The organism is Sedimenticola hydrogenitrophicus, from assembly GCF_029017505.1.
GTDB lineage: Bacteria > Pseudomonadota > Gammaproteobacteria > Chromatiales > Chromatiaceae > Sedimenticola > Sedimenticola hydrogenitrophicus_A.
On record NZ_JAQGEI010000001.1, the window covers coordinates 114,430 to 128,878 of the forward strand.

The window sequence follows — 14,449 nt, forward strand, 5'->3', positions numbered from 1 at the left end:
CCATTCTCAGGTCCGTAAACGGTACATCCTTGTACCACTCCTCACCCTACAAATTCAGCGATTCGGGCTTTGTGAAATGAACTCCGAAACTTGAGCTCTTAAGACCATAATGGTGTGGGAGCGCCGTGAGTGAACCTGCCCCAGTACGTCCAAGACGGTCCAGACCCCAAGTCAGGCGGGACATGCCATCACTCACGACACACTTACAAATAGCGCGTTTTATCGGTCATGTCCGGTTCCACCCATCTCTGGTCTGCAAGTGGGGCCTCATTTCAGATGCTCCTCAATCCATTCCCACCGCTTATCCTTGACCATCACGAAACGGCAGCGCCCCTCGGACATGTTCGCCCAGAGGCCGCCGATCAGCCGGTCATCCTCAGCGGCGCTCCAGCGATCCGCACCCTTGTACTCGACGGCCAGGACGGCCCCGGGGTTTTCCGTTGTGCCGGGTAGTTGGCACAAAAAGTCAGGGTAGAACCGCCCATCGGCCTTTTGCAGGAAGAAAGAACTGCCTTCGCGCCTGACGAGATTTCGCACCCAGAACTGGATACGCCCCTGCTGGGCCTGAATGTCCAGCCAGCAGGCGCACTCGAATTCCTCCTTGCTGTCGAAATCACCGATGCGGCCATAGAAATGTTTGCGGAAGTCGAAATATCCGAAACGTCCGTCGTAATCACGGCTGGGCGCGTAGGCCTGGGCGTGGAACTCGAAGGCGTACTGGTCGGTCACGGCGACGCGTGACGCAGCATCATCGCCAAACAACGTTTGCTGGAACGCCTTGTTGACCGCCTGCTTGCGCAGCTCCCGGATACGCGTTTCCAGCAGATTGCGGATCAGGAATTTCTGCAGGTTGGCGCGGGCCAAAGTGAAGCCATCCCGCCGTAGCAACTCGGTCAGCCACGCAGCCACGAAGGCCTGCTTGCTGGCGTGGGTGAGAGATGGCTCCGGCAAATTGCGGCACAGCCAAGTGGCTATGCGCACTTCATCCCAGTTCTCGGGCTGATAGACTAGACCCAGATCGCGTTGCAGATCAGGTAGGAAGCGGGACACAACCTTGCCGCTGTCGTCATCTACATCGATCTCGCCACCTTCCGACACCTTCAAACCAGCACCCAGGGCCGTCAGGTTGTCGCTGGTCGGTGCGGCATCGTAAGGCGACAAGTCCCACGGGTACTCCAACACTTCCGGGTCATCGAACAGTTGCAACTGTTCTGAATCATTGGGACCCTGCACGCGCAATGCGAGCTGTGGCACGCGAAAGCGTTCGCCCAGTTCAGCCGGCGTCTGGAAAAACTCGATAGCCGTGGTGCGGCTGATTTCGGCGGCCTCGATTATGGCCGTCGCAGCGGTTTCACTAGTGACCGATGCCTTGAGAACTTCAGCCTCATCCTCGGTCAGTGGTGTGCTGATGGTCAGCGTGTTGAGCTTGCCATCCCAGCTCACCTTGTCGCGCACCGGCTTGGGCATGCTCCTGAGGTCGGGTTTCTCCGACAGGGTGATCGCCACCGGCCGAACGACGACTCGCCCCGCGTGCCCCTCCAGATCCAGCCGCGCTTGATCGGCCTTGGCGGCGGTGACGAACTCGGTTACTTCGCGCCGCTCGAAGCCGGCACCCGCCACCAGACGGTCACGCAGCGCGCCTGCCGTCTCGGCAAAATTGCGTGACACCACGAACGCATAAGACTGATTCAGCGCCTTTGCCTGCCGATGGCTGGCGCCGGGTTGCCGCAACACGCGGCCCAGCAACTGCTCCACGGCCGTGGCGGATGACAGCGAGGCCATGCTGACCAGGATGTAGGCGAAGGGGCAGTCCCAGCCCTCGGCCAGCGCCTTCTGGGTGATGACGAACTTCACCGGACAGGTTGGGTCGGCAATGCCCAGTTTGTAGTCGACGTCGATTTGCTCCAGCCCCTTTTCTTCACCGGTGGCGACGATGATCTCGCTGGCCGGAATGCCGTGATTGGTGATCAGCTCATTGCGCACGTGCTCAAAGTCCAGCCTGTCCACCCCGGTGCGGCGGGGTTCCGACTGAATCAGCACCAGCGGCCGCAGGTAGGCGGCGCCCGCCCGGCGTTCCTCATCCGCCAGCTTGTGCAGGGCATCGCGCCGACCGATGGCGTCCGCCAGGCATTGCTGCCAGTTCGGCTCGGTTTCCAGTACCACCGGCAGCTTGATCATCTCCTCCGCCTTCAGTTCGGCGGCGGAGACACTGTGCAGCACATTGCTGGGAGTGCGCTCCAGATCGGGCGTGGCGGTCAGCTCCATTACCCCGCTGGGGCGAAAGCGCGCCAGCATGTCGAAGGCGAGTTCGGTGCGGCTGTTGTGTGCCTCATCCACAACCACAAAGGGCCTGCGCAGGCGCAGCACATTGGCCAGCGAACAGGGCGTAGTGCGATTCGCGCCTTCGCCCTCGTTCAACAGCATGTCGCGCTGGGTCGGCGACAGATTGTCGAAGTGATGCATCAGCGCGCCGCTGCTCTGATACACCTTGCGTGACTCCTCGTTCTCCACCTGAAACGCCTGCCGGGTGGCGACGATGATGGTGGTCGAGGTATCCAGCGTGGCGCGGGTTACGCTCTTGGCCTCATCCAGATCCATCACCGTGATCGGCCCGGCCTCGCGCAGCGCCGTGTGGTAAGGGTGCAGGCGGTCGCGCAGGGCGCGCAGCGTCTGCTCGCGGATCGGCTTGCTCGGCACCAGCCACAGAATCACGCTGTGCTCGCAGCGCAGCAGGTGGGTATTGACCAGCGCCACGCTCTTGGCCGCCAACCAGGTCTTGCCGCCGCCAGTGGGCACGCGCAGGCAGAAATACGGCATGTCAGCCGGAAAGCCTGACAGCGGGTGGTACGGGTTGCCACGCCCCCACAGGCGTTCGGTGGTGGCGGTGAAGGCAATCGAGGGCGAGGGCAGCTCGTGGCAGGACCTGAAATAGGCCTCGATACTGTCGAGCACATGCTGCTGGTAGGTTTTCGGCGCGAATGTGGTCATCACTTATCACCGTAGGGTGGGGTCGGCTCGTGCACCTGGGAGTCTGTTGACTCCGCCCCGGGGCTGATCTGCTCAATCACGCCGTGATGGCTGATGACAATATCCGTGCCGGTTTGCGCAGCGATCTCACGGGCACGTTTTGCCGCGCGCTGCATGGCCTGTAGCGACAAACGCAAATCCTGGTCCTGCGCCGTTTCGATAGGCTGTTTGTTCATGGCTGCTCACTCCAGTCCAGCAGGACCGGGCTTGGCCCCGCATTGTCATACAACGCCCACGCATCAACCCGCGGCGCATACAGCTGTTCAAAGTTCATTCGTCCGGCAACAAATCTGCGGCGGATGACGTCTTCGGGAACGTCGTGACCGCCTTGCCGTACCCGCTGAACAACACGGGCGATAGCGGCCTCGACGCTGTCGAGTTGCAGAAATATCAGCTTGACCCGGTAGCCTGCCGACCGCCATTCGTCGATATGGTGCAGGTAGCCGCGCCCTGACAAGGTGGTTTCGAAGGCGAAACTTTCTTTGGCTGCGAAATGCCGGGCCAGTTCGTGCAGCATCAGCCGTCCCGCTTGAATCGCCGCGCGCGCCGGCGCAAAGGGTGCAAGCCCGGCGGCGATCAGATCTGCATTGACGAATATTGGGCAGCCCGCCTCGTTGGGCAGGAACTCGCGGGCAAAGGTGGTTTTGCCCGCCCCGTTGGGTCCGGCGATGATGATGACTTTCAAGTCGTCGTGCATCGCTACACCTCCAGCGCGTAAGGGGTCTGCTTGAAGGTGATGCCCTCGCGGGCGGCACGGCTCCCCATGCGGTTGGCGGCGGCGTAGATCACCTTGGCCCCGGCGAATTTCGGCAGCAGATCGAACACCGGGCCGGTGAGCACATTGCCGCCGCCCACGGATTTATCCTTGAGGATGCCGTTGTAGAGCAGGTAAATCGCGCGGCCCTCGTGCACGCCGACCAAGGGGCTGGCTGTTTCGTCTCTTTTTGCCGGCGACAGACCGGTGCCGGTTTCGGCAAACCAGACGAATTCGGCGAGCTGGGCAAAACTCACGTCGCTGCGGATCTGGCCTTCGGCATCGAATAGCGGTTCCGCTGACAAGCGACAGAACTGGAAGCCACTGCCGAGACCCTCGACGGCAGTGCCCTTGGTGTTGGTGTAGCCGGTAACAACGCGCTTCATGCGCCCAGCAGTGACGGTCTTGGCAATGCCGGGGTCCATCTCTACCTGGATGAAACGACGGTTTCCGCCGTCCTGGGTGTTCTGCTTCAAAACCGCATGGCCGGTGGTGCCGGAGCCTGCGAAGCTGTCGAGAACGATGGAGTCCTTATCCGTGGCGATCTGCAGGATGCGTTGGATCAGACGGGTGGGCTTCGGGGTGATGAAGACGTCGTCAGAGGTATCGAAGTCGACCAGTTCGAGAAGCTCCTTCTTTGCCTCTTGCGTATGGCCAACATCTTTGTAGAACCACATCGTCTGTGGAACCACGCCGTCTTTCACATCGGTCAAGAATCTTTTGAATTGTGGAATCGAATCCTGTTTCTTTCCCCACCAAATTCGATTGTCTTTATCAAGTTCTTTGAAACGCTCCTTTGATATTGTCCAATAGCGTCCCTTTGGAGGGCCGCCAATAACTCGCCCTGATGGCGTTGTGAGAGAGTAGGTTCCATCGGAATAATAGTTCCGGGCTGAGAGATCGCTTGTCTTCCAGGGGCCTCGTGGATCATTGTCTGGATTCTTATACGCAGCATCTTGTGACTCATTGCGGCCAATTAAATTTGGCCTCCAGTTATCAGCTTTCGTCGCATAAATAACGATGTAGTCGTGGTCCTCGGATAGGTGGCGCGCTGAGTTCTTGGGCGAATATACTTTCTGCCAGAGTACTGTTGCTACAAAATTCTTTGCGCCAAAAATCTCATCCATCAGCAACCGCAGTGTCGCCACTTCGTTGTCATCTATCGAAATGACGATCGCTCCATCCTCCCGCAGAAACTGCTTCAGCAGCACCAGGCGCGGGTACATCATGCAGAGCCAGCGGTCATGCCGGTCCAGCGTTTCACCTTCCTTGCCGACCACCTCGCCCAGCCACTTGCGAATCTCCGGGCTGTTGACGTTGTCGTTGTAGACCCAGCCCTCGTTGCCGGTGTTGTAGGGCGGGTCGATGTAGATGCACTTCACCTGCCCGGCGTAGCGGGGCAGCAGGGCCTTGAGGGCGTGCAGGTTGTCGCCCTGCACGATCAGGTTGCCGGCTTCCCCGGCATCCTCAGCGCCGCAGGAAAGCTCGGGCACCGGCTCCAGCAGGCGGAACGGTACTTCTTTGTGGTGTTTGACGACGGCTTCTTTGCCGATCCAGTTCAATGTAGGCATTCGCGTTCCCGTTAGGTTTTTCTATTCTTGTGCTGGCGGTCGTTGGCCGAGGCCGACCCACTTGGCGCCTCGCCCCTTGCCCGTGGGGGCGATCAATCCTTCGCTCTTCATCGCACGCAGTACCAGCCGCACCATGTCGCGGCTGACGCCGGGGCAGGCTTGTTCGATCTCGGAGATGGAAAAGGGCAGGTTGCGTTTGAGGATCTCCGCGCGCACCCGGTCGCCCTTGGCCCCGCGTCCGTGTGAGAGGCTGCCGACCCGCTCCTCGAATTCCTTGTAGGCGCACAGCAGGGCGCCCCAAAAGTAGTCGAGCCAGGGCGCGATGTCGTGCGCGGCCTCGTGCCAGCCCTGGGAGCTGGCTTCCAGCGTTTCGTAGTAGCTCTCTTTCGATTCCTCGAAGATGCGCTCCAGGCTGATGAAGCGGCCCACGGCGTAATCGAAGTGGTAGAGCAGTTGCAGGGTGAGCAGCCGCGCCATGCGTCCGTTGCCGTCCGGGAACGGATGAATGCACAGGAAGTCGAGAATGGCCAGGGGCACCAGCACCAGCGGATCGGCCAGGTGCTGGTCCAGCGCGGCGCGATAGCGTGCGATCAGGTCGGTCATTGCCATCGGTGCGAGATGCGCGGCGACCGGACGGAACCGGATACGTGAACTCCCATCCGGGTGCCGTTCGACGATATCGTTGTTGGTCGCCTTCCAGTGTCCGCCCGGCTGCGGCATGTAGCGGTAGAGGATGCCGTGCAGCTGGAGCACCGTGCCATCGGAGAACGGCATCCGTTCGCCACTTTCGTGAATCAGTGCCAGTGCATCGCGGTACCCGGCGACCTCCTGTTCGGACCGGCTCTTGGGCGTGGCGTTCTTGAGGACCAGCGATTTGAGCCGGCTCGCCGCGACGACCACCCCTTCGAGACGGTTGGACGACTCGGTCGACTCGACCGCCGCGACTTGTCGCAGATCGCTCAGTACTTCGGGGGACTGGGCGACGTACAGCCGCTGTTTGCCCCGGTACTCCCCCAGGGCACGCAGCGTCGCCAGTTGCTGGGCGTCAAAGCGCAGCGCGGCAAGGTAGTCGGGCGACAGTGAGTGCATGGCTCGTCACGGTTTGAATAAATGGGGTAATCCTACTGCATAACGGGGTATTAAGCTACTCTATTACCCCAATAAAGAGCAGGTTACCCCGTTTAGGGTCCGCCATAGGGAAATATGGGTGTGTGGGTCGCCTAACGATTGAACATTGCCATGCGAGGTACGAGCGTCGGCAGTTTTCAATTTTGCCAGGGATTTTGCTGAGAATGAGCCTCTAACAGGGCAGGATTAGCACGTAGGTTGGGATGAGGAACGAATCCCAACATCAGGAGGTATGGTTCAGCGCCATATGTTGGGGTTCGCAGGCTCACCCCAACCTACGACCTTGTTACTGCCTCCCCATCACCGCTTCCCCATAATCGACCCCAACACCCCACGAATAATCTGCCGGCCGATGGTGCTGCCCACGGACCTGGCAGCACTTTTAAAGAAGGATTCCAGCACGGTCTGGCGACCACTCCCGCTACGTTTTTCTGCCTTTGCCAACTCCTTCTGCCGCGCCTGCTCCACTTCGGCGGCCTGTTGCGTTTCGGCCTGCTTGGCGGCGCGTTCAGTGAGTATTTCGTGAGCGGATTGGCGGTCCACGGCTTGCTCGTAGATGCCGGCGACCAGCGAGCCGGACATGATAGTCTGGCGCAGGGGTTTGGTGATGGGGCCAATCTGGCTCTCCGGGGGGCGGATCAGGGTACGCTCGACCATCCCGGGGCGTCCCTTGGCGTCCAGGGTGGAGACCAGCGCCTCGCCCAGGCCCAGTTCGCTGATCACCTGTTCGGTATCCAGGGTCGGGTTGTCGCGGAAGGTCTGGGCGGCGGCGCGCAGTGCCTTCTGGTCCTTGGCGGTGTAGGCGCGCAGGGCGTGCTGGATGCGGTTGCCGAGCTGGCCGAGGACCGTGTCCGGGATATCCAGCGGATTCTGGGTGACGAAGTAGACCCCGACCCCCTTGGAGCGGATCAGTCGCACCACCTGTTCGATCTTGTCCAGCAGCGCTTCCGGGGCATCGTCAAACAGCAGGTGCGCCTCGTCGAAGAACAGCACCAGTTTGGGTTTTTCCCGGTCGCCCACCTCGGGCAGCTGTTCAAACAGTTCCGACAGCAGCCAGAACAGGAAGGTGCTGTAGAGTTGCGGGGCGTTCATCAACTGGTCGGCGGCGAGGATGTTTATGACGCCCAATCCGTTCTCGTCGGTCTGCAGCAGGTCGGCCAGGTTGAGGGCCGGTTCACCAAACAGTTGGCTGCCGCCCTGGTCCTCCAGGCTGATCAGGCGGCGCTGGATGGCGCCGACGCTGGCGGCGGAGACGTTGCCGTAAAGGGTGCGGAATTCGGCGGCGTTCTCCGCCACGAATTGCAGGATGGCGCGCAGGTCCTTGATGTCCAGCAGCAGCCAGCCGTTTTCGTCGGCAACCCGGAACACCAGTGCCAGCCCCCCCTGCTGGGTGTCGTTGAGATTGAGCAGGCGGGCCAGCAGCAGCGGTCCCATTTCCGAAATGGTGGTGCGCACCGGGTGGCCCTGCTGGCCGTAGATGTCCCAGAAGGTGACCGGGAAACCGCGGAAGGTGAACTCATCCAGCGACATCCGCTCCAGTCGCTCCTGAATCTTCGGGTGGGGTTTGCCCGGCTGGCCGAGACCGGAGAGGTCACCCTTCACGTCGGCCAGGAATACCGGTACCCCGAGGCGGCTGAAGGACTCGGCCAGCCCCTGCAGGGTGACGGTCTTGCCGGTACCGGTGGCGCCGGCGATCAGGCCGTGGCGGTTGGCCATGTTGGGCAGCAGCCCGACATCTTTGTCACTGCAACCCAGGTAGATCATCTGTTCCATTGTTGGTATTCCTTCTCCGACTTTAAATTATTCATGATGGCCAGCGGGCATCCGCGTGGGCAAAAAAAACGTGCCCACCCTACCGGGCTGTTGCCAGCCTCGGGCAGGCACGGGGGCCTGCCCCTACGATTGAACAGGTGTGCATTCTGCGCAGAGGGCTACCAGCCACCCCCGCCGCCACCGCCGCCGCCACCACCGGAGGAGCCCCCGCCGCCGCTGCCGGAGGAGGAGCCCGGTGCGCTGGAAGAGGAGGAGATGGCCGAGCCCATGGCGCTGCCCACGGCGCTGGTGAAGCCGCTGAGGTTGCGGCTGTTCCAGCTCCGGCCGCTGTACCAGGTGGGGTGGTAGGCGTGGCCATCCTGTCCGGCGCCGGCCAGCACCTGGGTGAAGCGTTCCGCCCACTGCTGTTCGACCCCCAGTGCCAGGGCGTAGGGAAGGTAGGCCTCGAACAGCGCCGGGGTCTTCTCCACCGGGTGCTTGAAGTTCAGTTCGTCCTGTTCGGCCACCCCGAGATACTGCTTGAAGCCCTCGACCTTCTGCAACAGTTGCTGGCCGGCCAGGGTCGGCGCCTTGAGCCACTCGTAGAATGCCACATTGATGGCGATGGCGAGCAGCAGCATCAGGGTGAAGGGGAGTGAGATGGCGAAGGTGAGCATACCGATGCCGAATACCTCGCCGGCCAGGAAGGGCAGGGCGAACAGGGTGACGCCGATCGCCTTGGCGTAGCTGCCGACGCCGCTGCCGAGCGCATCGCGCCAGGCCCGATAGATGCCGACCACCATCTTGAACACGGCGATGCTCCAGATGGAGAGCCAGACCATCATGAAGCCGCCCAGCATCAGTTTCTCTTCCGAGCCGACACTCCATAAACCGACCCCGAGCAGGGCCAGGGTGATCAGCAGGCCCGGTACGATAAAGCCGCTGTTACGGACGAAGTAGCGTTTTTCATAATCCCGCTTCAGTGACGCCTTGTGCGCCTCCAGCGCCTTGGCGATTTTCCGGTGATTGGTTTGGTGCAGCTTGATCTTGTGGTCGCGGCCACCGAACAGGGCGCTGGCGATGGCACCCTCGCCGGGGGCCAGGGTGGGCGACTTGCCGGTCTTCTCCAGGGTGAACTTGCCCGCCCTGTCCTCCTTGATTTTGAGATAACCGCTGACCGCCATGTTGACCACGGCCGCACCGAAGGTCTGGTGGTCGTAGCCCATCTTCTGAATAAAGCGCATGGCGGCGGGGGAGTAGCCCTTGGGCGGGGTGTAGAGTGGGATGATCACGCCCAGTTCCGGGTCGCGGCCCACCCGATACCAGATGGCCGTGAAGTAGGCCAGCAGTAGCAGCAGGCCGCCGCCGGCGATCAGGAAGCCCTGGTTGTCGGTCAGGAACCAGCTGATGCGCTGCTGCCGGTCCGGTTCCGTGACATGGCCCTTGGGCCAACTGGTGACCAGGGTCAGCCCGTGGTGGACCGGCAGCGGGGCGGTGGTTTCGAACAGCGCCTTGCCGTCCTCGTCCACCCGGGCGCTGTACTGTTGCCCCCGGGCGCCCTGGGCGCCGGTGTAGCCCTCGACCCGGATCGCACCGGTGGGAACCTCGGGTGGCAGGGTGACCCGGGCGCCGGCGCGCTCGATGGGGAAGTCCCAGCCGTTGCCGGTGACGTTCCAGTAGAGCTCGTCATGCTCGGCGAAGAAGCCGAGCTGCCGGCTGGTGCGGTAGCGCAGGGTGTAACGGTAGACCCCCGGCTTCAGGTAGACGTTCTGGCTGCCGGCATAGATGCGCATGCCGTTGTCCTGGGCCTCGCTGCGGTAGGGCTCGCTGCGGCCGTCGCGGCGCACCTCCAGCAGTTCGAATCCCACCCGGTAGCGGTTGCCGAGGCGGTCTTTGTAGTCGGTGGGAAAGTCGCGGAAGATACCGCGGCGGATCTTGTTGCCTTCGGCCCGTACCTCGATGGTCTCCTCCACCAGCATGCTGCCGTCGCGCTGCACCTGGATGTCGCTGAAGTAGTCGAGGATGCGCTCCTGGGCGATACTGGGGGTGGAGAGGAGCAGCAACAACAGCAGGGTGACGGGTCTGAAAGGGTTCGGCACTAACGTATCTCCGGTGGATCGACCTCCACCGCGCTCTCCAGCTCGAAGAAGGCGGCGGGGTGGAAGCGGAAGGTGCGGGCGATCAGCAGATCAGGAAAGGAGTCGATGCGCACGTTCAGGTTGCGTACCGCGCCGTTGTAATAGCGGCGCGCGTACTGGATGTGGTTCTCCACGTCGCTGAGCTGTTGCAGCAGATCCAGATACTGCGCGCCGGCCTTCAGGTCGGGGTAGGCCTCGGCCAGCAGCAGCAGGGAGCGCAGCTGTTCATTGAGGTCGCTCTCCAGCCGGCCCCGTTCCGCCGGCGCGGTGGTGGCCGAGGCGGCCGTGCGCAGGTGGGTGATGTGGTCCAGGGTGGACTGCTCGTAGCGGGCGTAGGCCTGTACCGCATCTACCAGTTTGGGGATCAGGTCGTGGCGCCGTTTCAGCTGCACGTCGATATCGCTCCAGGCCGCCAGTACCCGGTTTTTGTCCCGCACCAGTTTGTTGTAGATGATGATGGCCCAGGCAATGAGCGGCAGCAGTAGCAACAGCAGTATTTCCATTGCGCCCGAGTTCCTCTGTTTTTATCGTTGTGCTACCCGGTGTAACCGGCAACCGGTTCCAGTTTGCGTTCTCGCCGATGGGATTTCAAATTTTTCTTTGCTGGTGAGACCGAAACCATGAGGGCAACCACGGGGGGTTGCCCCTACGGGATGGTGAATTTTTTTGGAAAGGTGCGTAGGGGCAGGCCCCTGTGCCTGCCCGGGTCGCTGGCACGGTGAACAGCAGGGCAACCACGGGGGGTTGCCCCTACGGGATTGAGGATGTTTTTGGAAAGGTGCGTAGGGGCAGGCCCTTGTGCCTGCCCGGGTCGTTGGCACGGTGAATAGAAGGGCAACCACGGGGGGTTGCCCCTACGGGATTGAGGATGTTTTTGGAAAGGTGCGTAGGGGCAGGCCCTTGTGCCTGCCCGGGTCGCTGGCACGGTGAATAGAAGGGCAACCACGGGGGGTTGCCCCTACGGGGTTGTGGGTGTTTTTCTGATCAGCTGAACCGCAGCTCGAAGCCGCGGCCGGCCAGCTGCCTGGCCTCCTGCTCCAGTTCGGCGTGGGGCAGGGTGTGGGTGGTGAGCCAGTGCTCGGGGAAGGTCAGTTGCAGGCGGCTTTCGGCCACCTCGATCGCCACCTTCACCTGGGTGGCGGCGGAGCGCGCCCGGTGCAGCAATACCGACAGGCGCAGCAGGATGCACAGGCGCAGGGCGGCCAGGGAGATATCCTGGGGCAGTTCGTTGAACACGTCGAAGGGGAATTTGCGCCGGTGGCCGCGGATCAGGGCAGAGAGCACCCGCTGCTCCTGGCGCGAAAATCCCTGCATATCGGAGTTGGCGATCAGGTAGGCACCATGCTTGTGGAACTGGCTGTGGGAGACCGTCAGGCCGATCTCGTGCAAGCGGGTGGCCCAGCAGAGCATGTCGATGTACTCCCCCTCGCGCAGTTGCCAGCTGTCGGCCGCCTGGTCGAACAGGGCGCGGGCGGTGGCCTCCACTTGGCTGGCGTGCTCCACATCCACGTCGTAGCGGCGGCACAGGGCGCGCACGGTGCTCTCGCGCACGTCCTCGTACTGGGTGCGGCCCAGCATCTCGTACAGCAGGCCCTCGCGCAGCGCCTTGTCGGAGACCTTGAGCTGTTCGATGTTCAGCGCCTTGAACACCGCACGCAGCACCGCCACGCCGCCGGCGAATACCGCCCGGCGTTCGCTGCTGAGTCCCTCCAGCTGGATCTTGTCCACATGCCCGGCGTCGATCAGTGCGTTACGCAGTTTCTTCAGCGCCTGGTAGGTGATGCCCTCCTGCTCGCCGGTCCAGCCCGCCGCCTGCACCACCTTGTGGATGGCGCGGATGGTGCCGGAGGCGCCAACCGCCACCTCCCAGCCGGCGCTGCGGTACTCATGCTTGACCGGCAACATCTCCAGCGCGCCGTTCAGTTCCGCCGAGCGCATCGCCTCGGCGCTGAGGTTGCCGTCGCTGAAGTGCCAGCGGGTCATGTTGACACAGCCCATGTGGATGCTTTCGGTGCGCCGTGACTGGAAGCCGTCGCCGACGATCAGTTCGGTACTGCCGCCGCCGATGTCGATCACCAGGCGGCGCTCGTTGCCGGCGGCCAGCCCGTGGGCCACGCCGAGGTAGACCAGGCGCGCCTCCTCGCGGCCGGCGATGATCTCGATCGGGTGTCCCAGCACCGCCTCGGCCTCGGCCAGGAAGCGGGCGGAGTTGCGCACCTGGCGCAGGGCACTGGTGCCGACGGCGCGGACGCTGCCGTGGGGCAGGGATTTCAGGCGCTGGCCGAAGCGCTTCAGGCAGTCCAGGGCGCGCGCCTCGGTCTCCGGGGAGAGCTCCTTGTTCTCCTGCAGGCCGGCGCCGAGGCGCACCATCTCGCGCAGCCGGTCGATCACCTGGAAATTGCCGTTGTCGACCTTGGCGACGATCATGTGGAAGCTGTTGGAGCCGAGATCCACCGCCGCGACGGTATCCGAGATGTTGGCGATATTGGCAATATAACGCAGCATGGGTCCGGCGCTTTATGACAAACAGGACCGGCATGCTACCACCGGGCCGGAGCGATTGAAACCACGGTTTTGGCGGCGTCCGCCCGGGCAACCACGGGGGGTTGCCCCTACGGGGTTATGGGTGTTTTGAAGGGAGGGTAGGGGCAGGCCCCCGTGCCTGCCCGGGTCGGTGGCACGGTGAACACCCGGGCAACCACGGGGGGTTGCCCCTACGGGGTTGTGGGTGTTTTGAAGGGAGGGTAGGGGCAGGCCCCCGTGCCTGCCCGGGTCGGTGGCACGGTGAACACCCGGGCAACCACGGGGGGTTGCCCCGACGGGATTGTGGGTGTTTTGCAGGGCCGGTAGGGTCAGGCGCACGTTTCCAGCCCCAGGCTGCGCAGCTGCCTGGGCGGCAGCAGCCAGATCATCTCGGCCGAGGCCGGCTTGGCGGTGCCCTTGAACTGCAGCAGGCAGGCGGCGCCTTTTTTGAGCTGCAGGAAGTTGAAATGGGAGCCGTTGGTACACCAGGAGATGAGTTCCGACAGGTCCGGTTCGTGGCCGATCAGGAGAATCGTGCTCTGGGTCGGCAGTTCGGCGAGCAGGCTGGTCAGCTTGGCCGGGTCCGAGCCCGGATTCAGCTGGGGAATCGCCTTGCGGATCGCCTCGGGATAGCATTCGGCGAGCAGATCGGCGGTCTGTACCGCCCGCGTCAGGGTACTGCTGAAGATATAGTCCGCTTCCGGTTCCAGTCGCTTCAGTCCCTGGCGCGCCTGTTCCATGCGCTTGATACCTTTAGCTGTCAGCGGGCGGAGGCTGTCGTCGGTGTTGTGTTCGGCGAAGACGGCGCGGTCCTCGGCGATGGCGTGTCGGATGATGATGATGTTCATATCTGCTGAGTCGGTCAGTCCGGTTGCACAGAGAAAACAGGTTAGAATATATACTATTTAAGCATGACACCATTGAGACTACGAACGGACAACAGCATGAATTACTGCAGCCAGTGCGGCAGCGACATTGAAATCAGGGTGCCGGAGGGCGACAGCCGGGAGCGTCACGTCTGCAGCCATTGCGGACATATCCATTACCAGAACCCCAATGTGGTGACCGGTTGCATTCCCGAGTGGGAGGGGCGGGTGCTGTTGTGCCGCCGTGCCATCGAGCCGCGAAAGGGCTACTGGACCCTGCCGGCCGGTTTTCTGGAGAACGGTGAATCGACCCAGCAGGGGGCGTTGCGCGAGACCCTGGAGGAGGCCAATGCCCGGGTGGCGGTGGAGCAGCTCTATACGCTGTTCAGCCTGCCCCATATCTCGCAGGTCTACATGCTGTTCCGCGGACCGCTGCTGGATCTCGATTTCTCGCCGGGCCACGAGAGCCTGGAGGTGCGGCTGTTCGAGGAGCGGGAGATCCCCTGGGACGAGCTGGCCTTCCAGGTGGTCTCCGAAACCCTCAAATACTACTTCGAGGACCAGCGCCGGGGCGCGTTCCGGCTGCGCTCCGGGGTGATCGAGCGCCTGCCGGGGGAGCGGCGACGCTATCGCACCACCCTGCACGAGTAGCCCTTAGGATCCGCGCAAGAATAATTCCGTAGTACCGAG

11 protein-coding genes are annotated in these 14,449 nt (G+C 62.7%); 1 reads left to right on the plus strand and 10 read right to left on the minus strand.

The genetic code is table 11. From position 1 onward, the window contains the following. Positions 1 to 267: 267 nt before the first annotated feature. The 10 genes from O9K64_RS00475 to O9K64_RS00520 all read right to left on the minus strand — a co-directional run bounded on the left by O9K64_RS00475 (position 268) and on the right by O9K64_RS00520 (position 13,741). A complete protein-coding gene (locus O9K64_RS00475; RefSeq protein ID WP_275096100.1) occupies positions 268 to 2,988 on the minus strand; it encodes a DEAD/DEAH box helicase in 2,721 nt (906 codons plus the stop codon). Further along, the gene (locus tag O9K64_RS00480; protein WP_275096101.1) at positions 2,988 to 3,203 is read right to left on the minus strand and encodes a hypothetical protein; all 216 of its coding nucleotides are present in this window, start codon (positions 3,201 to 3,203) and stop codon (positions 2,988 to 2,990) included. The genes O9K64_RS00475 and O9K64_RS00480 overlap by 1 nt, the downstream gene beginning before the upstream one ends. Next, entirely contained in the window at positions 3,200 to 3,724 is a 525-nt protein-coding gene (locus tag O9K64_RS00485) for an AAA family ATPase (RefSeq protein ID WP_275096102.1), read from the minus strand. Before O9K64_RS00485 ends, O9K64_RS00480 begins: the two co-directional genes overlap by 4 nt. Before the next feature lie 2 nt (positions 3,725 to 3,726). Further along, positions 3,727 to 5,352 carry a site-specific DNA-methyltransferase gene (locus O9K64_RS00490; RefSeq protein ID WP_275096103.1) on the minus strand — a complete coding sequence of 542 codons (1,626 nt, stop codon included), beginning with the start codon at positions 5,350 to 5,352 and terminating at the stop codon, positions 3,727 to 3,729. Positions 5,353 to 5,373: 21 nt separating this feature from the next. Further along, complete coding sequence (locus tag O9K64_RS00495; RefSeq protein WP_275096104.1) at positions 5,374 to 6,441, minus strand: Fic family protein; 1,068 nt, start codon at positions 6,439 to 6,441, stop codon at positions 5,374 to 5,376. A gap of 339 nt (positions 6,442 to 6,780) precedes the next feature. Then, a complete protein-coding gene (locus O9K64_RS00500) occupies positions 6,781 to 8,253 on the minus strand; it encodes a helicase HerA-like domain-containing protein (RefSeq protein WP_275096105.1) in 1,473 nt (490 codons plus the stop codon). 158 nt (positions 8,254 to 8,411) lie between these two features. Beyond that, positions 8,412 to 10,331, minus strand: coding sequence for a DUF2207 domain-containing protein (locus tag O9K64_RS00505; protein ID WP_275096106.1), 1,920 nt, complete (start codon positions 10,329 to 10,331; stop codon positions 8,412 to 8,414). After that, positions 10,331 to 10,873 (minus strand): LemA family protein, encoded by a 543-nt coding sequence (locus O9K64_RS00510; RefSeq protein ID WP_275096107.1) that lies wholly within the window; start codon positions 10,871 to 10,873, stop codon positions 10,331 to 10,333. The genes O9K64_RS00505 and O9K64_RS00510 overlap by 1 nt, the downstream gene beginning before the upstream one ends. Before the next feature lie 481 nt (positions 10,874 to 11,354). Next, positions 11,355 to 12,875 (minus strand): exopolyphosphatase, encoded by a 1,521-nt coding sequence (ppx, locus tag O9K64_RS00515; protein ID WP_275096108.1) that lies wholly within the window; start codon positions 12,873 to 12,875, stop codon positions 11,355 to 11,357. A 347-nt stretch (positions 12,876 to 13,222) separates the two neighbouring features. Then, positions 13,223 to 13,741, minus strand: coding sequence for a SixA phosphatase family protein (locus O9K64_RS00520; protein WP_275096109.1), 519 nt, complete (start codon positions 13,739 to 13,741; stop codon positions 13,223 to 13,225). Between the two features lie 96 nt (positions 13,742 to 13,837). Here O9K64_RS00520 and O9K64_RS00525 point away from each other — a divergent pair, with 96 nt between their 5' ends. Continuing rightward, a complete protein-coding gene (locus O9K64_RS00525; protein WP_275096110.1) occupies positions 13,838 to 14,410 on the plus strand; it encodes an NUDIX hydrolase in 573 nt (190 codons plus the stop codon). Positions 14,411 to 14,449 lie beyond the last annotated feature (39 nt).

Coding starts and splice junctions, on each gene's coding strand:
- O9K64_RS00480 (WP_275096101.1), bottom strand. CDS start 3,203: ATGAACAAACAGCCTATCGAAACGGCGCAGGACCAGGATTTGCGTTTG.
- O9K64_RS00520 (WP_275096109.1), bottom strand. CDS start 13,741: ATGAACATCATCATCATCCGACACGCCATCGCCGAGGACCGCGCCGTC.
- O9K64_RS00490 (WP_275096103.1), bottom strand. CDS start 5,352: ATGCCTACATTGAACTGGATCGGCAAAGAAGCCGTCGTCAAACACCAC.
- O9K64_RS00500 (WP_275096105.1), bottom strand. CDS start 8,253: ATGGAACAGATGATCTACCTGGGTTGCAGTGACAAAGATGTCGGGCTG.
- O9K64_RS00510 (WP_275096107.1), bottom strand. CDS start 10,873: ATGGAAATACTGCTGTTGCTACTGCTGCCGCTCATTGCCTGGGCCATC.
- O9K64_RS00495 (WP_275096104.1), bottom strand. CDS start 6,441: ATGCACTCACTGTCGCCCGACTACCTTGCCGCGCTGCGCTTTGACGCC.
- O9K64_RS00485 (WP_275096102.1), bottom strand. CDS start 3,724: ATGCACGACGACTTGAAAGTCATCATCATCGCCGGACCCAACGGGGCG.
- O9K64_RS00475 (WP_275096100.1), bottom strand. CDS start 2,988: ATGACCACATTCGCGCCGAAAACCTACCAGCAGCATGTGCTCGACAGT.
- O9K64_RS00525 (WP_275096110.1), top strand. CDS start 13,838: ATGAATTACTGCAGCCAGTGCGGCAGCGACATTGAAATCAGGGTGCCG.
- ppx (WP_275096108.1), bottom strand. CDS start 12,875: ATGCTGCGTTATATTGCCAATATCGCCAACATCTCGGATACCGTCGCG.